The organism is Brevibacillus sp. FSL K6-0770 (assembly GCF_038000275.1).
In the GTDB taxonomy this organism is placed as follows: Bacteria; Bacillota; Bacilli; order Brevibacillales; family Brevibacillaceae; genus Brevibacillus; species Brevibacillus parabrevis.
In genome coordinates this window covers 1391776-1418547 of sequence record NZ_JBBOBQ010000001.1, presented here as the reverse complement: position 1 = coordinate 1418547, position 26772 = coordinate 1391776, and the positions used below count along the sequence as shown (strand labels likewise).

The following is a 26772-nucleotide window of genomic DNA, read 5'->3' as shown; positions in this document are numbered from 1 at the left end:
ATGACGAAATTTAGTGAAGATTTTAAACGTCTCCACTTCAAAGATACTTAGGAGGGATGGAGAGCAGCGTTCCCTTCCCTTCATGAAAAACGCCAAACCGTTCCGTTTGATACTGTGCATCATCCAAATACACTTGTGATCGCTCCGCGAACATAAACATGTTGGCAAGCATCTGATAGTGGCGAATTGACTCGTCCGGTCGCAGCAGCCGATGCGGGATATCGGCAATCATAATGGTCGCATTTTCCCACATCCACAACGCATTGTGGAGCGCCCCTCGAAGCATTCTCTGCCCACCATACAGCTTGTCCATGCGTTCACGCCCCTTTTATCCAACCAAACAATCATAGCTGATAATCATTACTACAATGCGATTATAGAAAAGAGTCGCGATTATGCGTAAAACATTCGAAAAGATTCTGCAGGAGGTACGCCATGGACGATATCGATATCAAAATTTTGCAACTCCTTGAGGAAAAAGGGAGACTCTCGCACGAAGAACTAAGCAAGCTTTTGCACATATCCCGCCCTGCCGTTCATCAGCGGGTGGCAAAGCTGGAAAAGAGCAACATCATCAAAGGTTACCGCTGCATTGTCGATTGGAGCAAGTTGGAGCAGAAGTTGAAAGTGCTGATCTTTGTCAAAATGAAATGCCAAAACTTCAAAGAAATCGCAGGCAAGATTGTCGATTTGCACGTTCCGGGCGCAACGATTCTCGAATGCCAAAGACTGGCCGGGGAATGGTGCATGATGCTCAAAGTGCGGGTATCCTCCCCTGAGGATATTACGAATCTGATCGATGAAATGGTCAAATTCCCTGACGTTCAGGAGACCTCGACGACGTTTGTTTTATCTACCCTTTACGAAAACGGGATGAAGGAGAATTGAGAAAGAAGAGAGGCGACCCTGGATGATGCAAGGGAAAAAAGCAATGCAAATCTACGAGTCAGAAAATTCAAATATTACTCTCGTTGTAATCGCTTTACTCTCCGTGTACATTTTTTGGGGAGGAACGTATCTCGGGATGAAGGTTGCGATTGAAACCATCCCGCCTTTTATCATGGCAGGCATTCGGTTTTTTGTGGCTGGAACTGTCCTCTATGTGCTTGCGCGGTTAAAGGGTGAGCAGCATCCGAGCGTTGCCGAATGGAAAGGCGCAGGAATCGTGGGCGCTCTCTTGCTCTTGGGCGGGAACGGGCTGGTCGCCTGGGCGGAACAAAAAGTCCCGTCAGCCATCGCCTCCCTGCTGGTAGCAACTGTTCCTTTATGGATTCTTGCTTTCAACTGGCTTGGCGGCAACAAAAAAAGACCTGCGCTCGGCGTCCTCGCTGGCGTACTGCTCGGCTTTTCCGGCATTGCCGTGCTCGTCCTGAACACAGGCGGAGCGAACAGCCAAAACATGGACACAATCGGCATGATCGCCCTCTTGATCGCTTCGGTTTCTTGGTCAATCGGATCTTTGTATTCTCGCAGGGCAAAACTCCCCGCGTCTCCCCTGCAATCGACAGCGGCGCAAATGATGGTAGGCGGCGCTTTGCTGATCTTTGTTTCATTTTTCCTCGACGATTGGACGAAGCTGCACCTGTCTGAGCTATCTGTCCGCTCCGCTCTCGCCTTGGGCTATCTGATCGTGTTCGGCTCGATCATCAGCTACACAGCGTACATTTGGCTATTGAAAAATGCTGACCCCGCCTGGGTATCGACTTATGCTTTCGTCAATCCGATCGTCGCCGTATTTTTGGGCTGGTTTCTGGCAAACGAGCGACTCTCTCCCCACGCCTGGGCCGCCGCTATCATTATCGTTGTCGCGGTCATGATGATTACGGTTTTTGGCGGGCAGAGGAAAGCCATCGAGCGGAAAGAAGTGGTGAGAGGGGAAGGGGAGGGCGTGTAATTATTAGTTTGAGAAAAAGGTGAAATTACCCTCATAATCCAATTTTTATAATAAAGCAAAAACAAGTCATGTTTGCTTAGAAAAAAGCAGAGGGGCGAATCATTTGGACAAAGAGAACCAGGGACTTCAAACTAAAATTTTCGACCTTATTGAACAAGAGGGACTGGAGGAACAACTGGAGTCATTGACCAGAAATGTATTTGAAGATTGCATCTCCAGAAATACAATCGAGTTAAGCCGCATAAATCCAAGCTTCATCCGTCTCATAGCGATGTTGCTTAAAAAGAGTTCTTTCCATGTCATTGGCCGAATTGAAGATAGCTTTATCAAGGACAAAAAGACAGCTACAGGGTCGCCGCCAGCGGCAGGGTATCGGTTTCAAGAGGGGTTTGGGAAGTGGTATGATCTCAGAGTGGAAGATGCCCTCTTGCTTGTAAAATACGGTAATGTCACCAACCTTGAAATTAATCCCAACGAAAATTACTTCATTGGGAAAGGAATCGATCTAAGGAAACTGCCAAGAGTAGCTACAGCCCCCGGCACTATTTTCACTGATGAAGAGATGCAGAACTACTTAGTATGGTTTAAAGGGATTCAAGTTCAGATGGGTATCCAGCCTACCATCATTTAAAAAGGATCAAAAGCAGCCCTCTGCCAGTCGAATACAAGGAGGGCTGCTTTTGGTTTCGCGTATCTCTCAACTTTTACTACTTACTGATCGTTTCCTCACCAAGCAATTTCCCCGCAATATAATCAAACTGCTTTTCCAACGACAGCGGATCATTGAAATAAAATGTATTCGAATCAATCGTATACACACGCTTGTTTTTGACGGCATCCAGCTGTTGCCACAACTCGTTCTTGCTTATCTCCTTTTCCAGCGAATCCTCGATGAACAAAAAATCTCCCGCATATTCCGGCAGTTTTTCATGCGAAAGCGCAACGTAGCCTTTGTCGATATCCATCGTTGCTTTCTGGATGATCTCCGGCGCTTTCAACCCAAACTCGCGATATAAAATCTCTCCGCCTCGTCCGTAAAAATCTCCGAACGCACCAAGCGATTTCATGTCTCCCCCCAAAATCGCCACTTTTTTGTCACCCACGACCTCGTGCACGGCTGGCTTATACTTCGCCACTTTGCTATCCCAGTTCGCAATCCACGCTTCTGCTTCCTGCTCCCTGCCAAACGCTTTGCCAAAAGCCCGAAGCTGCTCCCGCAAATTTTTTTCCCCGTATTTGATCGCGACAGTCGGCGCTATTTTTTGGATGTTCTCCAGGTTTTTCGCGTTGTCCAAGGCGATAATGACGTCAGGCTTCAGCTCCAACAGCTTTTCCAGCGAGTTGCTGTCATCGCCATAGCCCCCGATATTTTCAATCCCGTCCACTTTTCCGGCGTAAAAAGGATGATTCAGGGCAAACTCCGACAACCCTACAGGCTTGATGCCCAAAGCGAGGAAATAGCCTACGTAACTGTCTGCCAAAACGATAACCCGCTTCGGATTTTTCGGAATCGTCACCTCTCCGCTTGTCGTCTTGTAGGTGATCGTCTCTACTTTTGCCACGTTATTCGCATCCCCTTGTGCCGGGGCTGCTGCCCCATTACTCGTGCTGGTCGCGCCAGAGCAAGCACTCAGCAACAGCATGATGCACAACAGCGCAGTTGCCGCCAGTGACGCTCGTGAACCTCTGCTCATCGGAAAATCCCCTTTTTTTGTATATTGATAATAATTATCACTATCAATGTACCGATTCAGCATCCGTTCCACAATAGAATATGTAGGGAATTTTGCCGGACTATCTGCAACTTTGCTCTGTTGCCAATTCCTTCTCCGATACTCGGCAGGCGACACGCCCAGCTTTTTCTTGAACAAGCGGCTGAAATAATACACATCTTTGTACCCGACACCTGCCGAAATCGTCCGCAGCGAAGCGTCCGTCTCCGTCAACAGGCTCGCCGCTTTTTCAAGGCGAATGCGAATCAAATAATCGATCGGACTGTAGCCCGTGCTTTGCTTGAATGTCGCGGATAAATGGTATGCACTGTAACGAAACATCTCCGCCAAAGACTCCAGCGTGATCGGCTCCGCATAATTTTTTTCCATGTACAGCATGATTTGTGCCGTCAAATCGGGATAGGTCACTTCACTGCCCTCCCGCTCCAACTCTGCCAGCACCTGATAAACAAATTGGTAGAAAAGAGCTTTGATCTGAAACCGCCTCAGCGACTCTGGGCCCTGCCATTGCTCGTGCATTTGTTGCAAGTTGTGAAAAAGCAAAACCGGGCTGCTCGGGATCAGGCTGTATTGCGCCAAAAATGGGTTGCTGCGCTTTAACAGTTCAAGCAAACTCTGGCTTGCGGGTGCCGGAATCGTTGCTTTGTAAAAAATCGAGTAATATTCAAACGCTTCACCCGCAGGTACGATCTGGAGCGTGGCTCCTTTTCCGCTGTGCATGAGCTGAAACCCTTTTGCCATGTACGCCGTCCCATCCAACAAAACCTGCGCGTTGCCCCGCGTGGAAAAAAGAAACATGCTGGCCGGGAGCTTGTACGGTCCAAACCCTTCCCCCGGTGCCAACGCTGTGTGACGGATGTCCAAAATTTTAATGGCAGCCTGGTTCCATAGCAGCGCTTGGGTGTTTTCTTGCTTCAATGTGACCAGTCCTTTTTGTTTGGTTGCTTTATTATAATTGATAATAATTATCAGTTGAAGAGCAAGAACAGCAATCTGGCTAAAACGAACCGGAGCCATCGCTTTGCTGTGCTCATAGCTTTTTTCGCTGTTTATCCGTCTCCCATAAGAGTGGTCGAACCAGCGATTGACGGCATTATAAATGTATATAGTCATGAAAAACTGTCTTCCCAACAACAACAACAACAACCGCTACCTGCCAGACAGCTCCGGCATATAGCGGTTGTTTATGTCTCTTGTTAGTTGGATGAACCGTACAATGTACAATTGCCAAATGATAGTTACACCGAGCCTGAGTCTAAGTCTGAGCAAGCCTTGCAATCCCTTGTTGACCCGCTTCCCGTCCCTACAAAATTCACTACGTCCGCCGCATGTAAGCCCGCACCGTCAGCGGAGCGAAAATAGCCACGATAACGGCAGCGCTCGCGAGCGACAAAACGAACTCCGTGCCGATCGTGCCGCTATTGACCAATTCGCGAACCGCGCTCACCAGATGGGAGATCGGGTTGAGTTGGACGAACCACTGGAGCCACGTCGGCATCGTTTCAACTGGCACGAACGCATTGGAGAGAAAAGTCAGCGGAAACAGCACCAGCATGGAAATCCCTTGCACGCTTGCCGCCGTCCTCGCAATAACCCCGAAAAAGGCGAAAATCCAACTGACCGCCCACGAGCAGGCAATGACAAGAATCCCCGCAATCGCGACGAATCCCAGTCCGCCCTCTGGCTGGTAGCCCATGATATACCCCATCGCAAAAGTAAGCACGGTCGCAATCGTATAGCGGATCGTATCGGCGAGCAACGCCCCGGCCAAAGGCGCGATCCGGGCAATCGGCAGCGACTTGAATCGGTCGAAAACTCCTTTGTCCATATCCTCACGGAGCTGAACGCCCGTCACGATAGACGTCGAGATAACGGTCTGCACGAGAATGCCAGGAATGATGATCGGCAAGTAGTTTTCCACGTTTCCTGAAATCGCGCCGCCAAAAATATACGTGAACATCAGGGTGAAAAGGATCGGCTGAATCGTGACATCAAACAGCTGCTCGGGAGTGCGCCGAATTTTCAGCAGCCCCCGGTAGGCCATCGTCAACGAATGGCGGAGCGCCTGAGCGAAACTGGCGCGGTTTTTCAACGAACGATCAAGCTCTTGCGTCAATGCTGCGCTTTTCATACAGTGGCTTCCTCCGTTCTGTTCGATTGTTCTGAGGCTTGCTGTGCATTTTCGCTGGCACCGTGCCCCGTAATCGTTAAAAAGACTTCGTCCAGCGTCGGCTTTTGCACGCTGATCTCCGTCAGGTGAATGCCTTTCGCCCGCAGAGCGATCAGCAAATCGGTGACCTGGTCGGCGTTCGCCATTGGCGCCGTAATCTTGCCTGCTTCTGCCGTTACGCTGGAGCGAACTCCGAGCACTTGCTCCACCATTTCACGAGCATTGGCAATGTCCTGTACATTTTGGACTCGCAGATGCAAGGCGGAGTTCCCGACAGATGCTTTCAACTCATCCACCGTACCTTCTGCCACGACCCGCCCACGGTCGATCACCGCGATTCGGTCGGCCAACTGGTCTGCTTCATCGAGGTATTGCGTGGTGAGCAAAACTGTCGACCCCGTTTCTACCAGGCGGCGAATCGTATCCCACATTTGCGAACGCGTTCGCGGGTCCAGCCCGGTCGTCGGTTCGTCCAGGAAAATGAGCGGTGGCTGCGCGATGAGACTGGCAGCCAAATCCAGCCGACGGCGCATCCCCCCGGAAAAGTGCTTCAATGGACGTTTGGCAGCCTCCGTCAGACCAAACTCTTCCAGCAGCTCAGCAGCTTTTCGCTTCGCCTCGGCGCGCCCCAAGCCGAGCAAACGGGAGAAAATAATCAGGTTCTCTGTGGCGCTTAACGACTCATCGACCGAAGCGTATTGCCCCGTTACCCCGATCAACTGCCGCACGACATGCGCCTCTTTCGTCACATCGTGCCCGAAAATGCGCGCCTCTCCGCCATCCGCCCGGAGCAAAGTCGCCAACATGCGAATCGTCGTAGTCTTGCCCGCCCCATTTGGACCAAGCACGCCGTAAATCGAGCCTGCGCACACGTTCAAATCCACGCCATCTACAGCGCGATTGTCTCCGAACACTTTGACAAGCCCACGGGCTTCGACTGCCCATTCATTGCTGTACTTCTTGTTCATTCTGGCATCTCCTTACCCACTGTTTATTTGATATCGCAACAATACCGTGCGGATTTAAACTGAATGTAAACTGGTTGTCGTTTTTTTATTTTAGGGCTTTTTGTCCGGTTGTTACACGTACATGGGAAGGGGGTGGAGGTCAGTCTGGAGGAGGAGAGGGAAGTGTTTTGCCGAGACATAAAAAGAGAATGATTGTCCAGAGACAATGTGGAATGTTCTTGGTTAGCTACAACAATCCGCTTTTAACTCCAACAAAAAAACGGCATCTCGGCCGTTTTTCGTGCCTTTTATATGCTGGCGCACGTAAGCGGGAGCGAACGAGCACCATTGGCAGTATAATCAATGTAGCAATGGCGGTGATATTACTGAAACCACCGCTGCTTGCCGTATTCAAGGGAAAACAAAACGGTATTACGATCATTTTCAAGCTTCTTATAATTCCAGTTTTGGCTTGATGCACTGCTGTGCCCAAACATGTTAATGATGTTTTCCTTCGAAGTTATATAAGCGTTAATGACATTCTCCTGATCAATAACAATCGCAAAGTAAGGTTTGCAAGCAAAATGCCCGCACGCCTCGTCTACTTTTCGAAATTCATCACTCGGTCTGGTAATTGTCAGTGCGTTATCAATTTGCCCCGCTGCCCTGCTTCGCGATTTAACGGATATGCCCAACCGTTCACCTGTTGACTTCCTCGTTGCAATGATGTCAATTCCCGTATGAGTGACATGCACACACTCGAATCCATGTCGAGACAACCAGTACATAATTAAATGTTCGGCAAAATCCCCCGTAATTTTCGAGTGATTGCTGCTCTTGTCAACGCTTTGCATTTTCTGTTGTGCCTCCCGATCCTAACGTTATTTCGTTCCTCATCTCTCCAAAATCACCCGTCAGCCAATCTGCTTTTTCCAGTCAAAAAACATTTTATCATCTCAATGCTTGGATAAGTTTATCGATCTGCGCCCGGCTGGCAAATGACTCATCAATTGATAGGAAAGACAACATGGAGACGGGCATTTTGGCATGAGCAGCCGCAAACATTTTGTGATGTCCGTCTAGCAAGTAGTGCGATCAGGCAAAGTGAGGATCGGCCACACTTTTACACAGGAGAATCTATCAAAAGTTTTCCTCATAGTAGCATAACCTAGTATAGTCAGCTAGGCTGCCGACTTTAGTGCCTGGCACGGAAAATCGTTTGGTTAAAACATTGTTCGCAGATCATTCGCGGAAGCCGTCATATCCAACAAAAAAACGGCACTTCTGCCGTTTTTGCAAGATCCATCAAAGCGTTTCTTTCATGTGACTGCGGTAGCGGCTGGCTTTACGGTCCAGCTGATAACTGACAAAGGTCAACAATGATGCAGCCACCGCAACGATCCCGCCTGCCCAGGATACGTCGATAAGTTCCCTGTTCACCGTGACGATTCCCCCGAGAGCCGCTCCAAATGCGATTCCGACGTTTATAGATACAGGAGCCAACGACGAAGCCAACTCCTTCGCTGCCGGATAATACTTATGTGCTACATCAATGAAATACAATTGCATGGTCGAGTTCATCATGTAAACAACAAGAGCAATGAGTGCGATACTAATCAAGGCTGCGACAATCGAATGGGAAGAAAAGTACAACGAAGCAAGGATAGCAGCTTGAATCAGAAACACATACCTCAACTTGCCAATCCCGTTACGGATCGCCAGCTTCCCGCCAATGAGCGTGCTAAAAACGGAAACAACACCGTACAGCAAAAAAATGACGCCGATGTAACGCTCAGGCACGAATAGCACTTCTTGCAGCAAAGGAGCCAAATACGTATATACCGTATAGGTAGCCCCAATACTTAATGCGGGAATAAAAAAGCCGATGACAATACGCGGATTGGTTATGAGACCCATTTGTTTTTGCAAGGAACTCTTTGTTCCCCTCAGCTGTTTGGGAATGGTCACAGCGCTTACGATTAAGGATACGATACCCAATACGCTGGTAAACCAAAAAGCCATTTGCCAGCCGCTCCATTGCCCGATATACGTTCCGATCGGCACCCCGACTACGCTTGCTATCGTAAACCCCGCAAAAATAATCGATATAGCTGGCCCCCGCTTGTCGGCAGGCATCGTTTCATTCGCCACACTCATTGCAAGTGCGATCAGTACCCCGGTAACTACGGCCGTGACGATTCTGCTGGCAACAAGCAGTGCAAACGATCCCGATAAAGCCGTAATGACATTTGCGACAATAAACACCCCGATCAGGGCAAGCATCAGCGGATACTTGGAAAATCGGCTTAAAACAGCCGTCAAGATCGGCGTGCTTATGGCAAACGTGATGGCAAAAACCGATACAAGCGAACCCGCCGTTGATATCGCTATTTTCAAATCTGCTGACACTTCATTGAGCAACCCGACAATCACAAATTCACTCGTTCCCAAGACGAAAGTTAATAAAAACAAATTGAAAATCAGTCGCTTATGTTGTTTCGCCATTCATTGAATCTCCTCTCCAGATGAACTTCCTCATGCTCTTTCTATGGCAACCTGCAACTCGGCAACGTGAGCTTCCGGATCGTTTGACTTTTCATGCGGCAAACAAATTTCGCGCCGCGGTTCATTCTCTTTCATACGATATCCGTTCCGTTCAATCCACGCTGCCAATACCGCGCTTGCACTACAGGGGCGAGTCGTCCGGCAAAGGTGGATAAGCGTAGCCATCATCGGAACTTCCGGCAATTGTTTCACCGTAAAAGGAGGCCGGCTCGGCATATCAAGAGTCAGAGGCCGTGCCACTTCCATGTCAATTTCGTCCTCGCTTTCTTCACATCCGTGCCAAAGTACAATTTGAGGCGTAGATGGCTGAACGGAATTTCCCAATTGATCATCCACCTGTTGGAAAAGCTCCGGAATTTGCTTGAGCGAAGCTTTTTGGCGGTAAGACAGCACAAGTTGAGGCCCGACTTCCTTTACAATAACGTCGTGCGACTTTTGATTCTCGCCTTCATTTTCGATGAAAGACAGCCGTTCCTTAATTTGCGTCAGTTTTGCCTGCTCCTTAGCCAAATTGGACAAAATCTCGCTTTCCTTCAACCGAAACATTCCCCGAATTTGTTCTTGCGAGATTTGCTCTCCTACCAACTGGCGAATTTGCTCTAACGAGAAGCCCAGTTCTTTAAAGGCCAAAATCCGATTGAGTTGAAACATTTGGTCAGCCGTATAATACCGATAACCTGTAAATCGGTCGGTGTGATTCGGCTTGAGCAAATTTAACTGGTCGTAGTAACGAAGCGTCTTTACGGACACCTGGCTGATTTTTGAAAACTCGCTGATTTTAAACATCCATCCATCTCCTTGCACGGGTCATTCTATTCTCTCCCTGGTCTTTTCCGAGTATAACGTTCCAGTTGAGGGGAGAGTCAAGGGAAGCGATCTAGGAGAAATTTTCGTATAAACCGGAATTTCTGCGTCTTCGCCATTTCTACCTGGAGCCGCTGAACCTGTCATTCGTCTCACCGTTTTAGTAGAAGACACTAGGTTGGCAACAAGATTCCTGCATCATTCAGAGGAGAATCCTGTTCGCGAGTCTTTCGTTGCTCTAACGTATCGCGATTGCCCCTGCATTTATCTGAAAGTAAACAGGCCGCTCCCGACACAGAAAAAAGCAGCCTTCATTTTGGCTGCTTTGGATGTTTAAGTATGGTTAACCTACTAGCGCCTCCTTCACTCATACGTTTTCTGGCTGCTAAAACGTTTTGAGGGCTGCGGTTTGAAATGAAAAAACCCAGGATTTCTCCTGGGGAATTGTGGTGCATGCAACAGAACTATGGGGTAGTGACAAACAAGATCGTGTATGTGGCTGTTGTCGTTCCATCCGTTGCTGTAACCAGCACATAATCTCCTGTTTCCAAAAGGTCGAAGGAACCTTTTTCGACGTGAGAAGCAGAGAACAGCTTGACCGTTGCGCCATCTGGGCCTTCAAGATGACCCATCAATGCAGATCCGACATAGGTAGAACCACTGAAGAAGACAGCACTTCCATCAATCACTTTTGCGGCACTGTCGATTGTGAACATCGCAGTAGGTTTCGCAGTCAATGTCACATCATTGTTGATGGCAAAATCAGCGGTAACGGTCACAGAACCCTTCTGTACCACATGATGATCAGCATCATCAGTAATCACGTAGCTAATCACTGCTGAGCCTCCACCTTGCCTCGAAATCTTGCCCTCTGTGTCGACTGAAATTTTGCCTGGATTGCTTGATGTCCAAGTAATGGTTTGTCCGGAACCTGCCGTGATCGTTTGATCCGGGGATATAGCCGTATCGCCTTCAGCAAGGTTTCCATTCGTTCCAGTACCCGAGTATGAAGGGTTGGTTTCTTGCGCTGTAGCGTAGACTGTCACAGTGACACTGTTTACAGCTCCATTAGAACTTGTATATTGGATCGTTGTCGTTCCAGGTGAAACTGCCGTAATCACTCCAGTGAAAGCATTTACAGTCGCTACTGACGGATTGCTCGATGACCAAATCTTGGTTCCTGGTTCTGTTGTTGTTGCTGTTCTCGTAATTGTCTCGCCAATCTGTAAAACTGTTGCAGATGTACCTACTCCTGTAATTGCTTGTCCGCTATTTCCGGCTAACCCAAAAACGGGCTTTCGCACAGACCAACACCGTGCAGGCGCCTTTCAACGCACACGGCGTTCCACCAACGCTAAAGAAGGACTCCTTTCCTAGGACTTTAGAACTCCTACAACGGGCAATTTGATTGTATCATAGATTTCATCGGCTATAAAAGTAAATACTGAAAAATCAGTTTTGGGGGCAACATGTAAGCAGTTCGCGTAATTATTCTGTTTCAAGTAGAAACGATAAGACCGCTATAGGTTACGCACGCGATCTTTTTCGGAACGTTGTTGAACTATGAACCTTACTCTTTCTTATCAAGTTCAAACAGATGGGCAAATTGCTTAACTCCCACTTCCTGTTCAACTGTAGGAAGCACCTTTGAAAACTGATTTTTGACCACATTTGCCTTAAACCACTGATGAGAGGCACTGTCGTTGATTGTACTTGTTTCCTCTCCAGATCGCACCCTCGGGTAAGAAACAAACTTAGAGAGTGGAGACTTGTAATTCAGCAAATGTTGGAGTTGTTCCATAGCTCTCGATAATTTTGGTGTATGCTTCTCCAGTTCATTGGAATCCAAAAGAGATAACGTCCTCAATCCGTTAGTAGAGTCGATCCGTCGAATCCATACGTTTTCCGGTTTTATTTTCGCACTCCCGTAACCAAGTGGCTTGCCGTGACCGATTTTGTGGGCGTATTGGTCGCTGTTCCCTAATGCCAACGACCAATATAGCTGTGCGAGTTCCTTTATTGTCACTTGGTCAAAATAGAGACGAAACCGAAAAGTATTATCTTCATTGATTGCCCGAACTTCTTTTTGCATCGCCAAGTTTCCATCCGATTGACTCGAATCGCTATTTTCTTCTCCCAGCTTAGGCGAATGATGCCAATAAAACTTTCGCCCTCTCAGTCGAGATTCATGTGATTTCAAGAGCCGAATTTCTTTCGAAGATTCCAGGACATCCTCATACGTCCATTTCTTGTAACCAAAATCCCTCTTTACAGGGGGCATTGTATAAAATTCGACTGCCCCCGGCTTTGGTTCTCCCAATTCTGGCAAGACTATTGACTTATACATACCTCCACGTGTTTGATTGGAATCATTAGGCACATACTCAGCATCTGAAAAACGAATACGCGAGCCAAGTGAAGATTTTGGTTTTTCCCCTATCATCCCAAATAAACCGCAAGCAGGACAAACATGGCTCCGATCTGTACACGGTTGATATTTTCCATTCTTATCCAACAAATCAGCGATTGTTTTGCGATACACTTCTTTGGACATCATTGCCGGTGTCAAATAAATAGCCTGCTCAGTTGCTCCCTGCTTGTATGTGCTGTAATAAACAAGCAACTGACCCTGTCCGCCATTTTTCCGAAGCCTGTCAAATATCTTTCGGTACTCAGCATATCCGGTATGCCCTGTTGGGCCGATATGCCGGTTCAACTTGTCATCTGCATACTGAGTCAATACCTCATTCAATCGGTTGATTTCGTCGTCATGTACAAGAATTTTAGTTTTATGTGGGGTGGTCACAAAAACTGACTCGTATTTTTTGGATTCAAACGCTTCTCCTTTATGTAAATATCCTGGATTGAAATCATTTTTTTTAAAATGACCTTTTTCTATCTCTAAAACTCTTTTAACCTTTGTTCCTCCGACTATAACCGAGACTGTTTCTCCCTCCTTCCATTGATTATAGATCTCACGTGACACAATGTACTTATCATCGGCTCCACCACTTCCTTCAGGTGCAACAGAAAGAGGATATCTCCTGCAAGGCTCTATCGTCCACCGACCTTCTTCCCTCCGCAGAATCCCAGCCTGCTTTACCTTCATCGTCCTCCGATACAACGTTCTTCCAATATCCGCCGTCGAAAGGCAACCGTTGAATGCCGCTTCATATACACTGCGTATGACTCCGCGCAGCTCGGAGCCAGGGATTACCGGTTCGTGAAAGTCTTTCAGGGTAGCTTCATCTTCGACTTCTTCGAGATTTGTATAGGAATAAAAATTGTAACTCTGCTCAATTTGCGTCCCGGAAGTATGCAGCGCCTTGTCATTCGATGTATTGGGAATAATCAGCGGTGTCAAGGTAGTGAGCGAGCATTCGATATAGCCCGTCAACCGCTCCCCTTCCCGATAATATTCAGCAGGATGACGTTCGCATCTCCCATCCAGCGGAACGAAGTTGTACGGATTTACGAATCGTTTTTTAGTTTCCTTCCAACCTTTCACGATTTTCCACTCCCCTTTCGCCCCAATCGACAAATTTGACAAAGCGTTCATCTATAAATCGATACAAACCGGAGTAATCAATATCCGTTGCTTCGACACCCGGGTGTTGTCGGCAAAATTCGATATAGCTGCGCACAATTAGTCCCTTGCTCCTTGCCCGTCCTTTTGGTTCCGGCACATAGAGACGCGTCCCTCGCTCCGAGGAAAGCAGACACCATTCTGGCACAGTCGTTCTGCCGTTTCTGCCGCTTGTATCGACCGAGCCCCAGAGCTTGTGCGTCTCTTCGTAAACCGTGTATGGCTTGCTGGTTGTGTCCTCGTCTTCCTGCAGCACCCGGCAGCAAAAAGCTTCTCCTGTGCGAACAGCCTTGAACTCGCCGGATTTGTCAAACAGCCGCAGTTCCCGCACATAACGCAGCGAATCCAGCGCCACTGGGAAACCATCGACGATCAACGTAATCTCGCCGTCGCGGTACCAACCGAAAGCAACTGCATGATCCATCATCGCATACGCGAAGGCTTCAGCGAATGAATCAACTGTTTCCCGCGCCAGCTTCATAACGGTCTGCTCATCGACATCGCTTTGTACCTGGCGTTTTAAAAACACAGTTTCATCTACTGTCCGTTTCATGCCTGATTCTCCTCCTGATGTTGCGGATCGCACCATATCAGTGCTTGGCGGCTGCATCTGGACTCGAACCCGGGATCGATAGCCTTGCCGTCCAGCTGAATTTCTCCTGCCTTTTCCATGACACCGCGCCCAATCGCTGTTTCGCCGCCAATCGGCAACAGACCGTCTTGCAAATCCCGCGCCATCCACAGCAGCAAACCACAAATTACCTCATGTGACAAGGCCAGCCCATGCGCGTCCACTTCTGTTTTCTTGTCCATCCAGCGAATGACCAGCTCAACATGTCCATGTACCCATGGTCTAGTCGTAAACAATGCGCCACTCTTGACACCACCTGTAAAGCGGTCTACTGCTGTTCGTGAGGTCAGCAGCGCCGTGCCCCCCACGATTTCTGTTTCTTCTATGCGCAACAATGACGCTTCCAGCCGATTTCGATTTTCTGGCGCCCCATCTGTCCAAGAGCCGAATAACTGACTGATTTTGAAAGCCGCCAGATTCCGGTCCGCACTTATTTCCTCTACGATTCGCAGCAGATGACGCCGAATGGCTCCTGCCCAGCTCGTACCTGGAATAACGGGAAGATTTTTCGCTCCTCCGGTCAATTGCTCGTAATCGACTTTCCCGGACGAAGAGGTGTTATACTGTCGAATCATCATGGTCTGTCTGACAGCAAGCGGAATCCGAAGCTCATGCCATCTGGAGTTCGCTCGCAAGGAACGGAGACAACTGTTTTCCGTTTGCCGCAGCGTACTCTCGCCTGGTTGCCAGTCTATGGAGTAGTCGAAGTCATTCTCCTGCCAGTCCCAATCGAGCCAGCGCAGGTTGTCCCGTTCCATGCCTTTCAAATGCTGAAAGGCAGTGATTGACACACGCTCCAGCTTCAGACGCCCGAATCCTCGCCTGCTCTTGGCACCGAAGGTCAGCTCGCCCCGGGCGATGCCGTCCAACAGCATGCACAACAGCGCCTCCTCCTTCTCCTCCTGTATCACACTGTCTTCGCGCAAAATCCACTCCAGCCTCATCCGGAACGAACTGCCGCTCTCCACGATTTGCAGCTCATACTTTGCCTGATCTTCGGCCGTTTTAAATTCATCCAGTTTCACTCCATCCCTGCGAGAAAAAATCCTTTCCCCCCGGTCTGGCGAAAACAGCTCTGTGTGATAACAATGCAGTCGACTGCGATACCCTTCCCTTGATCCGAACAAGTTCGTCAAGGCATCTGTCTGATCGGGAAAAGACGTTTTTAAATAATGCAAACTTGCCCCTGCCAGCGAGCTGCCAGGCAAATAAGGACGTCCAGCGGAATCCACGATCACATCGAAATCTGTTACGATATCTTTGCCTGAGCCTGCCAACAACGGGGAAGCCAGGCAGCCCTCCAGCAGCAGACAATAACGTTTGACAATTGGATTGCTCATTTTCTTCCCCTCGCTTTCAGCTCCAACGCTCGTAAATACGATTGAATAAACACACTGCTTTTGTTTTCGCAAGGCTGGATCAGTTTCATACAAGCCTGGTTCGTCTGCGATTGCTCGATTTCCTCGACTTGTTTCTGCAGCGTCTCATAGCTGCTCTGGTTGTCGTTAGTTGTTTTCGCCCATAACCTCATCTGCTGGATCTTGGTAAGCCCCACGCTTTTAAAAGCATCAGCGAAATTGCTCACAGTCCTCTCAGCGCACTCGACTCCCGCCGCCTGTTGTTCCAGTATCCACAGCTTGTCCTGCCTGCGTTTGGCAAGCCAGATCAGTAGCGGGTGGGCTGACGCCTCTTCGACAGGTTGTGATTCTTCCAGCTTCACCGCAGACAATGTAAACGATTGTGCCTGCTGCAGTTGCTCTTCAGCAAGAGGAATCGCCCGAACCTGTCCGTTGCCCTCTCCTGTATCCCATCCCCAAAACATCGATTCCAGTTTCTCGGCAGCGATCGGCGGCGTCAGTTTTACAATTAGGGTTGTGCCAGCATCCAGTGCTGCATTCTGTGGTTTCGGCAGCCTCCATTTGGCGTTGTAGCCGGATAAGGTCGTGTAACGTAGCTGCGCCGCTTTCACTTCAACATCGCAACCAAGCTTGTCAGTAATCTGCTTTTGCAGCCACCTTGGGGCTGGGTCAGGACGGCCGCTCTCGTCCAATAGCAACATCGGTGTGACAAAAGATAACGCGACGAAAGCAGACGGTTCTCGGGCTGGCTCGCCCGATAGCAGCACCGGGCAAAAATCGTGACGAGGAACGAAGTGGACATTGCCGTATTCTGCTGTACGTGAACGTCCCATTCTCAGTCGGTTCCGGTACTTTGCGGCCAAATCAACCAGCAGTTGGACATCCTCGCGTCTACCTTGCAACACTCCATAGAACCGCTGGCCAGCCTCTATCGCTTCATATTGAAAAAGTTGCCCGCGGTTTGCAGAATCTTGTTGCAGTGGTACTCCCTGCTTTTGTGCATCTGCCGGCTGCTTCTCGCCAAGCGCTCGTCCAATGGCTCGGTTGCTCGCCCGAGCGTGATGCATGCGTACTTGTTTGCGAACTTTATACTTGTACAAGGTCGGTTTTGCCTGTTCTGTATGCGACGTTGGCAACGCCATGTGCACCATTCCGTCCAAATTTCGCAAGACCGTGTCAGATGGCTCCGAGCCGCGCATCAGATCAAAGCCATCATTTGCATTCTTTTGCTGCTGCCACATGGCGGCACTGGGCGCAAATACCCGACTGCCAACCAATGGCAGGGCATAGCCGAAGCTAACCCCGCCTCTGAGAAATATTCGTGAAAAGCGCTCATCTTCATGTGCCTGCTGACCGCATTGATACTCGCGGATGTACAACTCAGCGAAGACACCGAGCAGCGTACTGCCCGGAATCCATTCCTCGCTCCTGTCCGCAAGCCCTTTGCGTCCTGCAATGACAAGCGGCTGCTCCAGTTCAAGGTGAAAGGGCAGCTCTACCCTGCCATCGCCTAGCTCCTTCATGACAGCAGTACCTGATTGAACGAGTTCTTCTTTAGGATAGGAAAACTTTGTTAATTTACAGCGAACCTCGCCGCTGCCACGCGTACTTGCCAATCCAAGGTGACGCAGCCCCTTGACGCACATTTGCAGCGTATTCTCCAGCACCTCGGAGTTGACCTCTTCGTCTAATTCGACGTAGCTGCGCAATACAATTCCTTTGTTTACCGCTCTCACGGTACGCAAATTCCCTTCCTTCGCTGAACCATCCTGTTCATCAATCGCAGTACGGGTATGCAAATCTGTAAACGCCTCCAGTACCTCCTGCTCCTGCCACTCGCTCTCCCGAAGCTGGCGCAGCAATTCGGGAACATGTTCAACCACTTGTGTCGACGAGCCGTCCGGGATTTGATACAAATGGGCATCATGAATTTGCAGCGGCGAGCTGACGTCAAGCCCGGCCTTGCCAAATACCGCATATAAATCTCTTGCTTTCAGCAGGCCCCAGTCCACCATCTCTTTGCCTACTTCGAGCAGCGCACCCTTCAGCCGCTTCGCCGGAATGACAGGGAGTCCGTGTACATGGGCAATGTCGATATCAACAAGCCCATTCAATGTATCTCCCGTCCCCGTTGTCAATTCGCTTCTCAGTTCAATATCCAGCCATCCACTTTTCATTCGGCGCCCCCCTTGCCGCAGGTCCACACCTTCTGGTCAAACATCTGGTACAAGTCCAGTGCGTCGAGCAACAGCTTGCGCACATCGATTGGAATATCCTGTTGTTTGTTATCCAAACAGCCGACTTCATCAACAGGCAAAAGCATATCCACCTCGTAGCCGCGCGACCTGCATTCCTGCAAGTAAAACCGCAGTTGCTCTGAATTGCCCAACAAAGCGGAATACAGCTTTTCCAACCTCCAGTTCGGCCACTTGCTCTCGGTAATCCTGGCTATACATTTTGCCAATATGGAAAAGTCGTCCAAACGTTGCTTACAACTCGATGCCATCTGCGCAAGCAAGTTTTCCGCCCCAAAAGAAATGCGATACGGACCTGCCTGCAATTGTTCACGATTTGAATTTTGCGGAATGCTGTCTCTTACCATTTCAAAATCCAGATAGGCATGGCTTCCACCCTCGTCTGTCCGCTTCCGCTTCGCCCTCTTGCAGCAGGCTTCCGCAACTTCATAACCCAAATTGAATGGAAAATGGCTATGCATAAGCGCAACACCGGCACAAGCTGACAACGAGATACCATCGCTTGGCACATCACGGGATGCCTTTTCCAACTCCTCCAACATGCGAGCTGCAAACGGAACTCCCCAGGCGCCAAGACACACGATGGTCAGGTCGTCTCCATCCATAATGAGCGGCCGCATAGGCAAGTAAAGTGATTTAGGGGAACCGGATTCCGAATGCTGAGCTTCCATCAGGCTGATCGTCGCCTGCTCAAACACTTTGGAATAGCCGCTGGAGATTTGCTCGGACAGCCTCCGCATTGCCTGTACCTCATCAGAATAAGAGAGCTTTTTCTCCTTAATCTCGTTTTCCTTTTGTTTCAGTTGCATTCCCATCCCGTTTCCGTCGATATGTATGATGGCGATGAAGCTATCCGTGTCTCGCCCCTGGATCATATGGTCTAGTTCAAGCGTCCAGTTTTTATAGCCGAACACATTGGATGGGAAAGGAACAATCTCCTGTGCGTTTTCCTTTGGAATTGCCGCCAGCTTCAGCCATTGCAGTCTGGAAACATTTTGTTGTACACCCTCACTGAAATCGGTAATCGGCAGTCCGCTTTGGTTTTCCTGTTCCGATACGGGAAAAGCTCCGGGAGGTTGGGGCCGCAGCATTTGTGCCTTCACTTTGGCCATGCGCCGTTCCAGCCTTTGCTTGTCTTCGATAAAGCTTTGCCCATTCGATTCAATGGCCGCCACCGCCAAATAAAGCGTACGGCTGCGTTCCAGCAAGCGTTTTGCCAACTGTTCGTTGACCGCGTGAAAGTCGTCTACATCCCGAAAAGCGACGAAAGCATTGCCTCCGCCAACGTAAATGACCTCGATCATGACAGCCTGATTCGCCAGGAGAGAAAACGGCTGCTCACTCCAGTTGCAAATCACCCGCTGCCCCGCATCGTCAGGATACTGTTGCTTCAAAATGTCTGGCAGATGCACTTTGAGTACATCTCCAACAATCCGGGATGCGCCGATATTTTCCTTCATGCGCCTCGACTGAAAAATGTATTCCTGTATGCCGCTCACATCGTAGTTGGCAAGTATCATTTAGTGCCTCCTGATTTTGCTCCCGTTTGCTCCTTACCTACACGATCCGTGTTAATTAAATGCTCCCGGAACATATTGACATAAGATTGGTGCGGGAAAAACATCGGGTTGTTAATGAGCATCAGCAGTTGGTTCAATTGGAAGGTGAGCGACAAAATGACGTTTTCGCCCTCCTTATCGATCTCCAGTTCTTTTAATGTTTTGCCGAGAGAGGAGCCGCCCATGGCTACCTTTTCATAATCGTCGCACTCCTTATATCGCTTCAGATCATAATGATTCAGTTCCTTGTACCACTCCCTGTAATCCCAATTCTCATTGGGTATGACTTGGCTCAACTGGTTGTTTTCATCAACGTTCAGGATGATGTCGAAGTCTTTTGCGTTTCCATGCTGTATGGTACCCGCCTTGTGTGGATCGGCCGGATTTCCTTTTTCCACCAAAGAACACAAAATTAATATTGGGCGAGTGGCAGTTTGAGATTGTTGTTTTTTCTCCTTTTCTAGTAGCATTTTTGCCGATTCCAAATTATTGTGATTCAAGCCGGGTAAGACTCGCGTGACTGAATCAAAAGCTGGCAACAACCGCTTTATAGATTTCGCCCAATCCTCTGCGCCATTAATATTCGAGCTTTTGCATTGCACAGCTACTGCAACCGCTTCAATCGGAATGAATTTGATTTTGCCAAACTTGAAAATATATGGGGTGTAGTTCTCATCAAAAATAGCCAAATCCACCTCATCCGAAATGTGCCCCTCGGAGTCAATGATGAACACGCCTTGCTCGATATGAAACTTGCGAGGCACCATTTGCACAAACAAGCTCTTCCATACTTCTTCACGATGACTTCCTGTCGTCACATGATGATTCGGCGTCTTCAAGGTCAACTGCTGCGCAAGTGAACCAGCCAATCCTTTATAGTTGTCAATGATGGCACGAACTGTATTTTTTTCTGCTTTGATTCGTTCTTCCTTCTGCTTCGTCTCCTTGTCCATTCTTTATGTCCCTCCCAGTTTTCTGATCATTGTTTGTAAAGTGATGTGCTGATCTGATTGGATGGCATGAATGCTGGCATTCTCTCAATAAGGCTTCGTGTGGCGACCACAAAATTCAATGCAAGCTTCAATTAAAGTGAAATCAAACTTTTGACATAGTTCATAAGAATCATGCCCTTATCCCAAAATTTCGACTCATTATTACAAACTCCTCCCTGATTATCCCAATTAGAGAAAAATCAAGCGCATTGCCGATCTTTGCTTTTAACTAGAAAGGATGGTCATCTGTATGCAACAAATTGAAAGAGCGACACGATTGCAATGTCGGTATGGAGGCAGTGAAGAAACTGCAATAACAGATCAGTAATAATAAAGAAACGCGCAAGGTGCGCGTGAAAAAATTGAATATGTATTTTATACACTTGCGCCCATTATCACTTTCCATTGGCCATCTTTTCTATAGATTGGCACTGTTAAGTAACGACAATTTCCGTCTTTTTGAAATTTAACTTGAGCCATGACGAGATTATTATCAATTTCTATCATTTTTCCAATGCTGGCCATTGAAGTAGAGTCTTGACTCAAGAGAGAGGGATAATCTCTTCTCCGTGCATCATCATCCTGGTATCTAATATCTATGGAATGCTCAATCATTTGCTCTACATCTCTATGTTCTTGAGCGCTTTTGAAGAAAACTAATACCCTAAATGCTTCTACAGTTGGATTATCAATGTTTTCCTGATTCAAAAAATAACCTCCATTTAGTCTATTTGATAAAAAATTACAATTAGTAATACGAGACTATTGGCTTTTTGTTTCAAATAACGCAACACATGATTAATAAAGGAGTAAGAACACAGAAGGAGCGAACGTTCTGAATAAGTGGTGAGCCCTATGAGTGCTGCGATTGCAAACGAATAAAAGACCAAAACTGAAGAAGTAATGGCAAGCGTGGAGCGGATAAGAGGTTAGCGAAGTTTGTTATTGAAGTGGGCACAGGCGAATATATTGCTACAGTGAAAATGACTTTTAGCTCTTTTGTAAAAAAGGGGAGAAAAAATGTCTCTCACTACTTTAGATAGCCATGACACCTATTTGAAAAGTCATATATTACCCTCTTTTGGTCCCTTACGGATAAACCAGATAAAAACTACTCAGATTGTAACTTTTTTGGTGAACCGGCTGAACCCAGTATACTAAAAGTATGCTCGCATATTGTCCAGCACTACTCACTTCAATCAAAGAAATGAATAGATGTACAGCATGTGCATTCCGCGATCTAAACCAGAAAATTAGCTAATTACGTCAACAATCCGTAAACAGCCTCAATAATCGATTGCTGCTGTATCATTCGTAATCAAAGTCTTGTAATAATCAAAACCCTTGATTCCTCAAGGGTTTTAAGTGTTGTTATATGATGGAACATAGCCGGATTAAACCACTGACCTCTACATTGCCAGCGATGCGCTCTCCCACAATAGTTTGTTTCACTCCCCATAAATCCGAAACAAACTAAACGACACATAATGAACGAGGCACCTGGAACATCGTTTTACTATAGTGAGAAAGTTATGCAAGCCACAAGTTTACCCCGCCAACAGGACTGCTGCTAAAAAGACGAACTGAAGCACTGTACGAAGAAGTAGCTTAGGTACAGGTCTCCCCCCAATCGTTAAGGATTCCCTGGCCGCACGCACATTGGCTGGGAACATCGCCACCAGCAGCACTGCCAAACCTATGGAAGCCGCCTGAGAGGTGGCTGGGAACAGAATGCCGATGGCTCCGGCAATTTCCAGCAGCCCGGTAGCTGTCACGATCCAACCTGGCTTCGGAAAAATCGGCGGAACCATGCGGATTAGGTCAGGACGTTTTGCCCCCCAGTGGGCAGAAGCGGTAAGCAGCAGCATAACAGCTACCGCTCCCTGAAGCGAGGAATGCCACCCTTCGAAATAAGACAAGCCGATTAACCCGAGAATCTTGAACAGCAGAAAAGCTCCGACAAGCACGTAAAAAGGCACCATTTTCATCTCTCCCTTTAGGAATCTGCTTATTAAGGAACGTGACGAGGGTCAGACCCTTGTTCTATTCGCTGTTGTCCCCAGCCTTTTATAGAAGCCTGTCACTGCCAAGAGGTATACCATCAACCATCACGATGGGCGGTCGCCGTAATGGCGATGCCGAAAACTGCCCAAGAGCGGGAAGTCTCACGATACTCCTTGGAGATTTTGCCGCTTTTGATGTGGTGGAAGCTGTAGCGAATCATTCTGAGCTGCAACGGAATAAGTACGGCTAACCAGGCTAGTTTGTATCTTTATGCGGGGCATTTGGTGTCTCTATGCCAATTATAAAATACCGACCGTCGGTTTGTAAATGGGCGATCTCTTTTTTGGAAATATTTATCCTTGCGCTTTTTCCCTTTCCATAAAATGGGGGGTCTTTAGGAAACTATGCTATTTTTAGTCAATAAGATATGCTCATATAATGTTTGAATCTCACAACAAAAAACGGCACCTCTGCCGTTTTTCTTACGTTTCATATGGTGGAGCGTAGCGGGATCGAACCCCTGACCTCATCGCCGCCAGTGTAGCCCTCTCCCGTAGTGGTCAGTTTCACTACCCACACCGACTAATGGTGTTATTGCCACAGTTATTCTTTCTTGTTTATTTCTAGCAATGCATCAAAGAACAGATCAGGTTGATCCATCATCGTCATATGTCCGGCATTGGGAATAATATATATACCTTTATTCGGAGCTTCTATTTCTTCAAAGTATTTCTGGGCTATGACATATGGGGCCTGCCAGTCATTCCCGCCCAAAACATAATAGATTGGTACTTTATACTCTGCCTTTTCATTGCGTAAGTTGAAATCTCCCAGAAACCTGTGAAGATGTGCATTTGCACGAAAAATCTTCATAAACGCGACAATATCCGAAAATCTGAAAATGGGGCTCTTGAACATCGTTATCCAAACCGAAAGATCAAATTTTATGCCCAAGTTATATTTTCCTTGAAGCTTCCTGACCTTTTCGCACTTTTTCAAAAACTCTTTGTCAAAAACGATCTTATTACCTGGATATTCACCGATTGACTGAAGCATTTTTTTGGATTTTTGGTCACCGGATAGCTCAATCATTTCGAGAAGTTTGTTGTAGCCAACTTGCTCATTCTCCAGCATATTGACAACTTGCCCGACGCCTATGAAATAAGCTGCCTCTTCGGGATGTTTTCTGATAAATATCGATCCTAAAACACTGCCCCATGAATGGCCAAGAATTACGATCTTTTGCTTGTCATATTTCTTTTTCAGGTACTGAATGATTTCATACAAATCCTGTAGCAGCAATTCAATTGTAGGCAACTTATCTGGATTCTTCGTCAATGTTTTCCCAGCCCCGCGCTGATCCCAATGCACAACAGTATAAATTTCCTCCCATTTTTCCTGAAATTTCTTCGTGAATAAGGATTCGACCGATCCGGGTCCTCCGTGCAAAAACAGCATAACGGGATTCTCATTGTTTGTTCCCATGTGATACAAAAATTGACTGATGCCATTTATGGTTACATATTCCTCAAGACAAATCGTCCTCTCCGATTTATTCTTCATCTTTTGCATCCGCCTTCTTTGTTTGTTTTCTTCGTTTTTCGAATTCCATCAACACTCTTGCTTGTATTTCATTTTGATTTTCAACGTGTTCCAAGTAGCCTTCCTCTTCAAAACCGTCCTGATCTTCACCGTCAAATCGGTACATTTTCTTCAACAAGCCCCATGTTTGTTCCAGTTCCTTTGCCGTAAATTCTCTAAAAAGATCCGTAAAAAAATAGATTCCTCTTTCGGCCGCTTCCAATAACACCTGTTTTCCCGATTCCGTGATTTGGACATTGACAGCGCGCTTGTCCTTTCGGCTGGGCGTAATGTGTACGTATCCTTTCTTTTCCAATATCGAGATGATTTGTTTCACATTTTGTTTGCTGGTGCCAAGTTTTTTTCCGATGTTGTTGAGTGTTGTATCTTCTTCCTGCAGATGAGCAATTGCCAACATCGCCATGTACTGTCTGGATGTCAGACTCTTTAGGTATTGATCGCCTGTTATCTGAATCTTATTTGCAAGCGAAAACAGGGTGGCATAGGTCTGCTGCATTAAAAATAACTCTTTGAAAATATCCATAAGCACCTCTCCCATTAGACAATATATAGTCTAATGGGAGCATATCAAGGAAGGGAAGTTAAGTCAATATATTGTCTTTATTTGTGGGTAAGTGAAATTTTGAGTGGGACTCCGTCTTCCATAAACAGCAAAAAACCCATGATTTCTCAAGGGTTCTACATTCTTATATATAATGGAACATAGCGGGGGGCGAAGCTCTGATCTCTTCACTCCCCAGTGTAGCATTCTTCCGTGGTGAAAGTTGATACATCATTCAAGAATTCTCTACTTTCCCCAATAAACACTTGATTCACTACACTGTGCTGTGTAAGTAGGCAACCTCACTATAATAAAAAAACGGCATCTCTGCCGTTTTCCTGTGTTTCATATGGTGGAGCATAGCGGGATCGAACCGCTGACCTCTACACTGCCAGTGTGGGGAGAGGCTTTTGAATGTAAAGGAATTTGTGTAGGAAAACCTTATGTGGCAAGTCTTTATTTGATTTTATGGTTCTCCGTTCGGAGTTTCCGAGAAGGTCAATAATGCAAAAGTGTGACCAAAACTGTGACCACCGTAACATAATTCAAGTTCTGTTTAATAATTGTGTTGAGCAGCTGTTTTCAAATTTTTGACCTCCATATGTCAATGATGTGTTCTTACAACTTTATCAAGATTTGAAGGGGGCACCTTTTCTATGCTTAAAACCCTTGAGCCAGTAGGGCTCTGATTTTTATAATTAATTTACTTATATAAAAGAGAAAAACCTCTAATTCAAATTTCAAGTAAGAGGTTTTTTCTGAGTACATTTTAAATTAATTGAAAAAATGAACGCGGAACATTAGTAACCTGACAAATAAAGTGAACTAAAGTCTTAGCACCGACGAGTAATTCATCATAATTTTTGAAGAGAGTCCGCAATTCATTCTCATTAATACTTTTGGATTGATGATCATACTCCATAAGAGTAAAATCTAAAAATCGTAATAAATCATAAAAATTCATTGGATTATTTGTTATCCTATAGATCAAATCCACAAAAGCATCGGAATAGCTGGGTGGTGTAATGTTAAATGAAGGCATAGTCGATGGCAATTTGAAGTCAGGAATTTGAGTTTTAACCATACTATACGCTACCCTAAATGCAGAATCAAATATTTCTTTCCGTTTTCTATTAGGGATATCTCCTGAACTCAGCCCTTCTAAAATCGTTTCGCGTTTTTCGCTATCATTAAAATAATATAGCTCTTTTGCTATATCAAGTACGGCTAATAAAAACAAATTAGTTAGTTCAAAGATTGCCCACTGTATGACTTTATTCTGCTCCGCATTAAAACTCTCATTATTAAATAGTGACAAATCTCTAATTCCCGAAAGTGTTTTCTTCACTTTAGAGTAATTATCATCAATTGCCCAGTAATCAGATGAAATATATTTTGCAATTCTTTTATATAAATCATTTGTTGGAATACTGAACTTAGCTAATTGGTTAATTTTATTATGTTGTGTGTCTGGATTCCAGGATCCCCTCCAATCATTCTCATTGATATTATAATCCGCCTCAAGTTTATCAAGTATCCTTAAATCTAGTAGTTGAATACCTGCTTTTCTCGCATATTGCTTTACTGATGTACGAGCACCATTTACTACAAAAATCATATCGTTTACTGCTACTTCTCCCATTATCCCTTTTATCCATGTAATCCTATCATGTATCTGAACGGAACCTGATTTACAATCTACCCATATGGTCTTACGTGCAAAGTTACGATGGACATATATACCATAAACATCTAAGTCGGTAATTTTGTCTGACGAATCATCATAAGTAGTACGGATATCTATTCCAACTTTCGGAAAGTATCCCATGTAAAATAGAAGCCTCTTCATTCGATATTCTAATAGATATCCTTTGGGTAAATTTTCATTCCCACTAGAAAGTTGTTTTTTGTTATGTTGATTACTCCCCCTTTTTTTGTTTCCCTTATTATATCTACCATTCTTTGTGTTATCCTGCTGTTTACTTTGATCAGTCGCAAGGAAGGCACTGTGAGAGCCCTCTTCCTCCTTTTCAATATTTTGCTTATTTACATTCTCATTAGATATTATGCTACCTAATTTTTCAGTACTCACACCTATTGGTTTGCTTACAGGTGTACTCACTGTCTCTTC

At 46.7% G+C, this 26772-nt stretch carries 23 protein-coding genes; 4 read left to right on the top strand and 19 right to left on the bottom strand.

The window, feature by feature from the left end:
- Positions 1–37: 37 nt before the first annotated feature.
- Positions 38–313 (bottom strand): hypothetical protein, encoded by a 276-nt coding sequence (locus tag NST23_RS07060; RefSeq protein WP_122962953.1) that lies wholly within the window; start codon positions 311–313, stop codon positions 38–40.
- A gap of 122 nt (positions 314–435) precedes the next feature.
- Between NST23_RS07060 and NST23_RS07055 the strand changes: the two genes are divergently transcribed.
- The 3 genes from NST23_RS07055 to NST23_RS07045 all read left to right on the top strand — a co-directional run bounded on the left by NST23_RS07055 (position 436) and on the right by NST23_RS07045 (position 2525).
- The gene (locus tag NST23_RS07055; protein ID WP_242772282.1) at positions 436–888 is read left to right on the top strand and encodes an Lrp/AsnC family transcriptional regulator; all 453 of its coding nucleotides are present in this window, start codon (positions 436–438) and stop codon (positions 886–888) included.
- A 22-nt stretch (positions 889–910) separates the two neighbouring features.
- Positions 911–1894 carry a drug/metabolite exporter YedA gene (gene yedA / locus NST23_RS07050; RefSeq protein ID WP_340963411.1) on the top strand — a complete coding sequence of 328 codons (984 nt, stop codon included), beginning with the start codon at positions 911–913 and terminating at the stop codon, positions 1892–1894.
- A 103-nt stretch (positions 1895–1997) separates the two neighbouring features.
- A complete protein-coding gene (locus tag NST23_RS07045) occupies positions 1998–2525 on the top strand; it encodes a hypothetical protein (protein ID WP_122962951.1) in 528 nt (175 codons plus the stop codon).
- 76 nt (positions 2526–2601) lie between these two features.
- On the opposite strand, the gene NST23_RS07040 is transcribed toward NST23_RS07045, so the two are convergent.
- From NST23_RS07040 to NST23_RS06975, 14 genes are all read right to left on the bottom strand, one after another.
- A complete protein-coding gene (locus NST23_RS07040; protein WP_340963408.1) occupies positions 2602–4740 on the bottom strand; it encodes an AraC family transcriptional regulator in 2139 nt (712 codons plus the stop codon).
- Between the two features lie 202 nt (positions 4741–4942).
- Positions 4943–5758: an ABC transporter permease gene (locus tag NST23_RS07035; RefSeq protein ID WP_242772287.1), complete on the bottom strand. Its 816-nt coding sequence runs from the start codon at positions 5756–5758 to the stop codon at positions 4943–4945.
- Positions 5755–6765 (bottom strand): ATP-binding cassette domain-containing protein, encoded by a 1011-nt coding sequence (locus NST23_RS07030; RefSeq protein ID WP_340963406.1) that lies wholly within the window; start codon positions 6763–6765, stop codon positions 5755–5757. The genes NST23_RS07035 and NST23_RS07030 overlap by 4 nt, the downstream gene beginning before the upstream one ends.
- Positions 6766–7127: 362 nt before the next feature.
- Positions 7128–7598 carry a hypothetical protein gene (locus NST23_RS07025; protein ID WP_122962948.1) on the bottom strand — a complete coding sequence of 157 codons (471 nt, stop codon included), beginning with the start codon at positions 7596–7598 and terminating at the stop codon, positions 7128–7130.
- A gap of 451 nt (positions 7599–8049) precedes the next feature.
- Complete coding sequence (locus NST23_RS07020; protein WP_122962947.1) at positions 8050–9249, bottom strand: MFS transporter; 1200 nt, start codon at positions 9247–9249, stop codon at positions 8050–8052.
- 30 nt (positions 9250–9279) lie between these two features.
- Positions 9280–10095: a MerR family transcriptional regulator gene (locus NST23_RS07015; protein ID WP_122962946.1), complete on the bottom strand. Its 816-nt coding sequence runs from the start codon at positions 10093–10095 to the stop codon at positions 9280–9282.
- A 482-nt stretch (positions 10096–10577) separates the two neighbouring features.
- The gene (locus tag NST23_RS07010; protein WP_280648119.1) at positions 10578–11417 is read right to left on the bottom strand and encodes an Ig-like domain-containing protein; all 840 of its coding nucleotides are present in this window, start codon (positions 11415–11417) and stop codon (positions 10578–10580) included.
- 266 nt (positions 11418–11683) lie between these two features.
- Positions 11684–13621, bottom strand: a complete 1938-nt coding sequence (locus NST23_RS07005; RefSeq protein ID WP_280648118.1) for a TIGR03986 family type III CRISPR-associated RAMP protein — start codon at positions 13619–13621, stop codon at positions 11684–11686.
- Positions 13599–14252, bottom strand: a complete 654-nt coding sequence (csx19, locus tag NST23_RS07000) for a type III-D CRISPR-associated protein Csx19 (RefSeq protein WP_340963404.1) — start codon at positions 14250–14252, stop codon at positions 13599–13601. The genes NST23_RS07005 and csx19 overlap by 23 nt, the downstream gene beginning before the upstream one ends.
- A complete protein-coding gene (locus tag NST23_RS06995; RefSeq protein ID WP_280648116.1) occupies positions 14249–15670 on the bottom strand; it encodes an RAMP superfamily CRISPR-associated protein in 1422 nt (473 codons plus the stop codon). The genes csx19 and NST23_RS06995 overlap by 4 nt, the downstream gene beginning before the upstream one ends.
- Positions 15667–17865, bottom strand: coding sequence for an RAMP superfamily CRISPR-associated protein (locus NST23_RS06990; protein WP_280648115.1), 2199 nt, complete (start codon positions 17863–17865; stop codon positions 15667–15669). Before NST23_RS06990 ends, NST23_RS06995 begins: the two co-directional genes overlap by 4 nt.
- Complete coding sequence (locus NST23_RS06985) at positions 17862–19463, bottom strand: hypothetical protein (RefSeq protein WP_280648114.1); 1602 nt, start codon at positions 19461–19463, stop codon at positions 17862–17864. Before NST23_RS06985 ends, NST23_RS06990 begins: the two co-directional genes overlap by 4 nt.
- Positions 19460–20455 (bottom strand): DUF6602 domain-containing protein, encoded by a 996-nt coding sequence (locus tag NST23_RS06980; RefSeq protein WP_340963402.1) that lies wholly within the window; start codon positions 20453–20455, stop codon positions 19460–19462. The genes NST23_RS06985 and NST23_RS06980 overlap by 4 nt, the downstream gene beginning before the upstream one ends.
- Before the next feature lie 414 nt (positions 20456–20869).
- Positions 20870–21202 (bottom strand): hypothetical protein, encoded by a 333-nt coding sequence (locus NST23_RS06975; RefSeq protein WP_242772327.1) that lies wholly within the window; start codon positions 21200–21202, stop codon positions 20870–20872.
- A 312-nt stretch (positions 21203–21514) separates the two neighbouring features.
- On the opposite strand from NST23_RS06975, the gene NST23_RS28410 reads away from it, so the two are divergent.
- On the top strand, positions 21515–21655 hold the full coding sequence (locus tag NST23_RS28410; RefSeq protein WP_412679200.1) for a hypothetical protein: 141 nt from the start codon (positions 21515–21517) through the stop codon (positions 21653–21655).
- Between the two features lie 386 nt (positions 21656–22041).
- On the opposite strand, the gene NST23_RS06970 is transcribed toward NST23_RS28410, so the two are convergent.
- From NST23_RS06970 to NST23_RS06955, 4 genes are all read right to left on the bottom strand, one after another.
- The gene (locus NST23_RS06970) at positions 22042–22476 is read right to left on the bottom strand and encodes a DoxX family protein (protein WP_122962939.1); all 435 of its coding nucleotides are present in this window, start codon (positions 22474–22476) and stop codon (positions 22042–22044) included.
- Positions 22477–23101: 625 nt separating this feature from the next.
- The gene (locus NST23_RS06965; protein WP_280648112.1) at positions 23102–24061 is read right to left on the bottom strand and encodes an alpha/beta fold hydrolase; all 960 of its coding nucleotides are present in this window, start codon (positions 24059–24061) and stop codon (positions 23102–23104) included.
- The gene (locus NST23_RS06960; RefSeq protein WP_063229206.1) at positions 24051–24623 is read right to left on the bottom strand and encodes a MarR family winged helix-turn-helix transcriptional regulator; all 573 of its coding nucleotides are present in this window, start codon (positions 24621–24623) and stop codon (positions 24051–24053) included. Before NST23_RS06960 ends, NST23_RS06965 begins: the two co-directional genes overlap by 11 nt.
- A 787-nt stretch (positions 24624–25410) precedes the next feature.
- Positions 25411–26763 (bottom strand): hypothetical protein, encoded by a 1353-nt coding sequence (locus tag NST23_RS06955; RefSeq protein WP_340963400.1) that lies wholly within the window; start codon positions 26761–26763, stop codon positions 25411–25413.
- Between the last annotated feature and the right edge of the window lie 9 nt (positions 26764–26772).

What these genes read in the sequence shown, in the direction of transcription:
- NST23_RS06995 (WP_280648116.1), bottom strand. Translation starts at nt 15,670, where the DNA reads ATGAGCAATCCAATTGTCAAACGTTATTGTCTGCTGCTGGAGGGCTGC.
- NST23_RS06990 (WP_280648115.1), bottom strand. Translation starts at nt 17,865, where the DNA reads ATGAAAAGTGGATGGCTGGATATTGAACTGAGAAGCGAATTGACAACG.
- NST23_RS28410 (WP_412679200.1), top strand. Translation starts at nt 21,515, where the DNA reads ATGTCTCTCACTACTTTAGATAGCCATGACACCTATTTGAAAAGTCAT.
- NST23_RS07025 (WP_122962948.1), bottom strand. Translation starts at nt 7,598, where the DNA reads ATGCAAAGCGTTGACAAGAGCAGCAATCACTCGAAAATTACGGGGGAT.
- NST23_RS06985 (WP_280648114.1), bottom strand. Translation starts at nt 19,463, where the DNA reads ATGATACTTGCCAACTACGATGTGAGCGGCATACAGGAATACATTTTT.
- NST23_RS06980 (WP_340963402.1), bottom strand. Translation starts at nt 20,455, where the DNA reads ATGGACAAGGAGACGAAGCAGAAGGAAGAACGAATCAAAGCAGAAAAA.
- NST23_RS07020 (WP_122962947.1), bottom strand. Translation starts at nt 9,249, where the DNA reads ATGGCGAAACAACATAAGCGACTGATTTTCAATTTGTTTTTATTAACT.
- NST23_RS07040 (WP_340963408.1), bottom strand. Translation starts at nt 4,740, where the DNA reads ATGACTATATACATTTATAATGCCGTCAATCGCTGGTTCGACCACTCT.
- csx19 (WP_340963404.1), bottom strand. Translation starts at nt 14,252, where the DNA reads ATGAAACGGACAGTAGATGAAACTGTGTTTTTAAAACGCCAGGTACAA.
- NST23_RS06960 (WP_063229206.1), bottom strand. Translation starts at nt 24,623, where the DNA reads ATGGATATTTTCAAAGAGTTATTTTTAATGCAGCAGACCTATGCCACC.
- yedA (WP_340963411.1), top strand. Translation starts at nt 911, where the DNA reads ATGATGCAAGGGAAAAAAGCAATGCAAATCTACGAGTCAGAAAATTCA.
- NST23_RS07030 (WP_340963406.1), bottom strand. Translation starts at nt 6,765, where the DNA reads ATGAACAAGAAGTACAGCAATGAATGGGCAGTCGAAGCCCGTGGGCTT.
- NST23_RS07060 (WP_122962953.1), bottom strand. Translation starts at nt 313, where the DNA reads ATGGACAAGCTGTATGGTGGGCAGAGAATGCTTCGAGGGGCGCTCCAC.
- NST23_RS07015 (WP_122962946.1), bottom strand. Translation starts at nt 10,095, where the DNA reads ATGTTTAAAATCAGCGAGTTTTCAAAAATCAGCCAGGTGTCCGTAAAG.
- NST23_RS06965 (WP_280648112.1), bottom strand. Translation starts at nt 24,061, where the DNA reads ATGAAGAATAAATCGGAGAGGACGATTTGTCTTGAGGAATATGTAACC.
- NST23_RS06970 (WP_122962939.1), bottom strand. Translation starts at nt 22,476, where the DNA reads ATGGTGCCTTTTTACGTGCTTGTCGGAGCTTTTCTGCTGTTCAAGATT.
- NST23_RS07055 (WP_242772282.1), top strand. Translation starts at nt 436, where the DNA reads ATGGACGATATCGATATCAAAATTTTGCAACTCCTTGAGGAAAAAGGG.
- NST23_RS07035 (WP_242772287.1), bottom strand. Translation starts at nt 5,758, where the DNA reads ATGAAAAGCGCAGCATTGACGCAAGAGCTTGATCGTTCGTTGAAAAAC.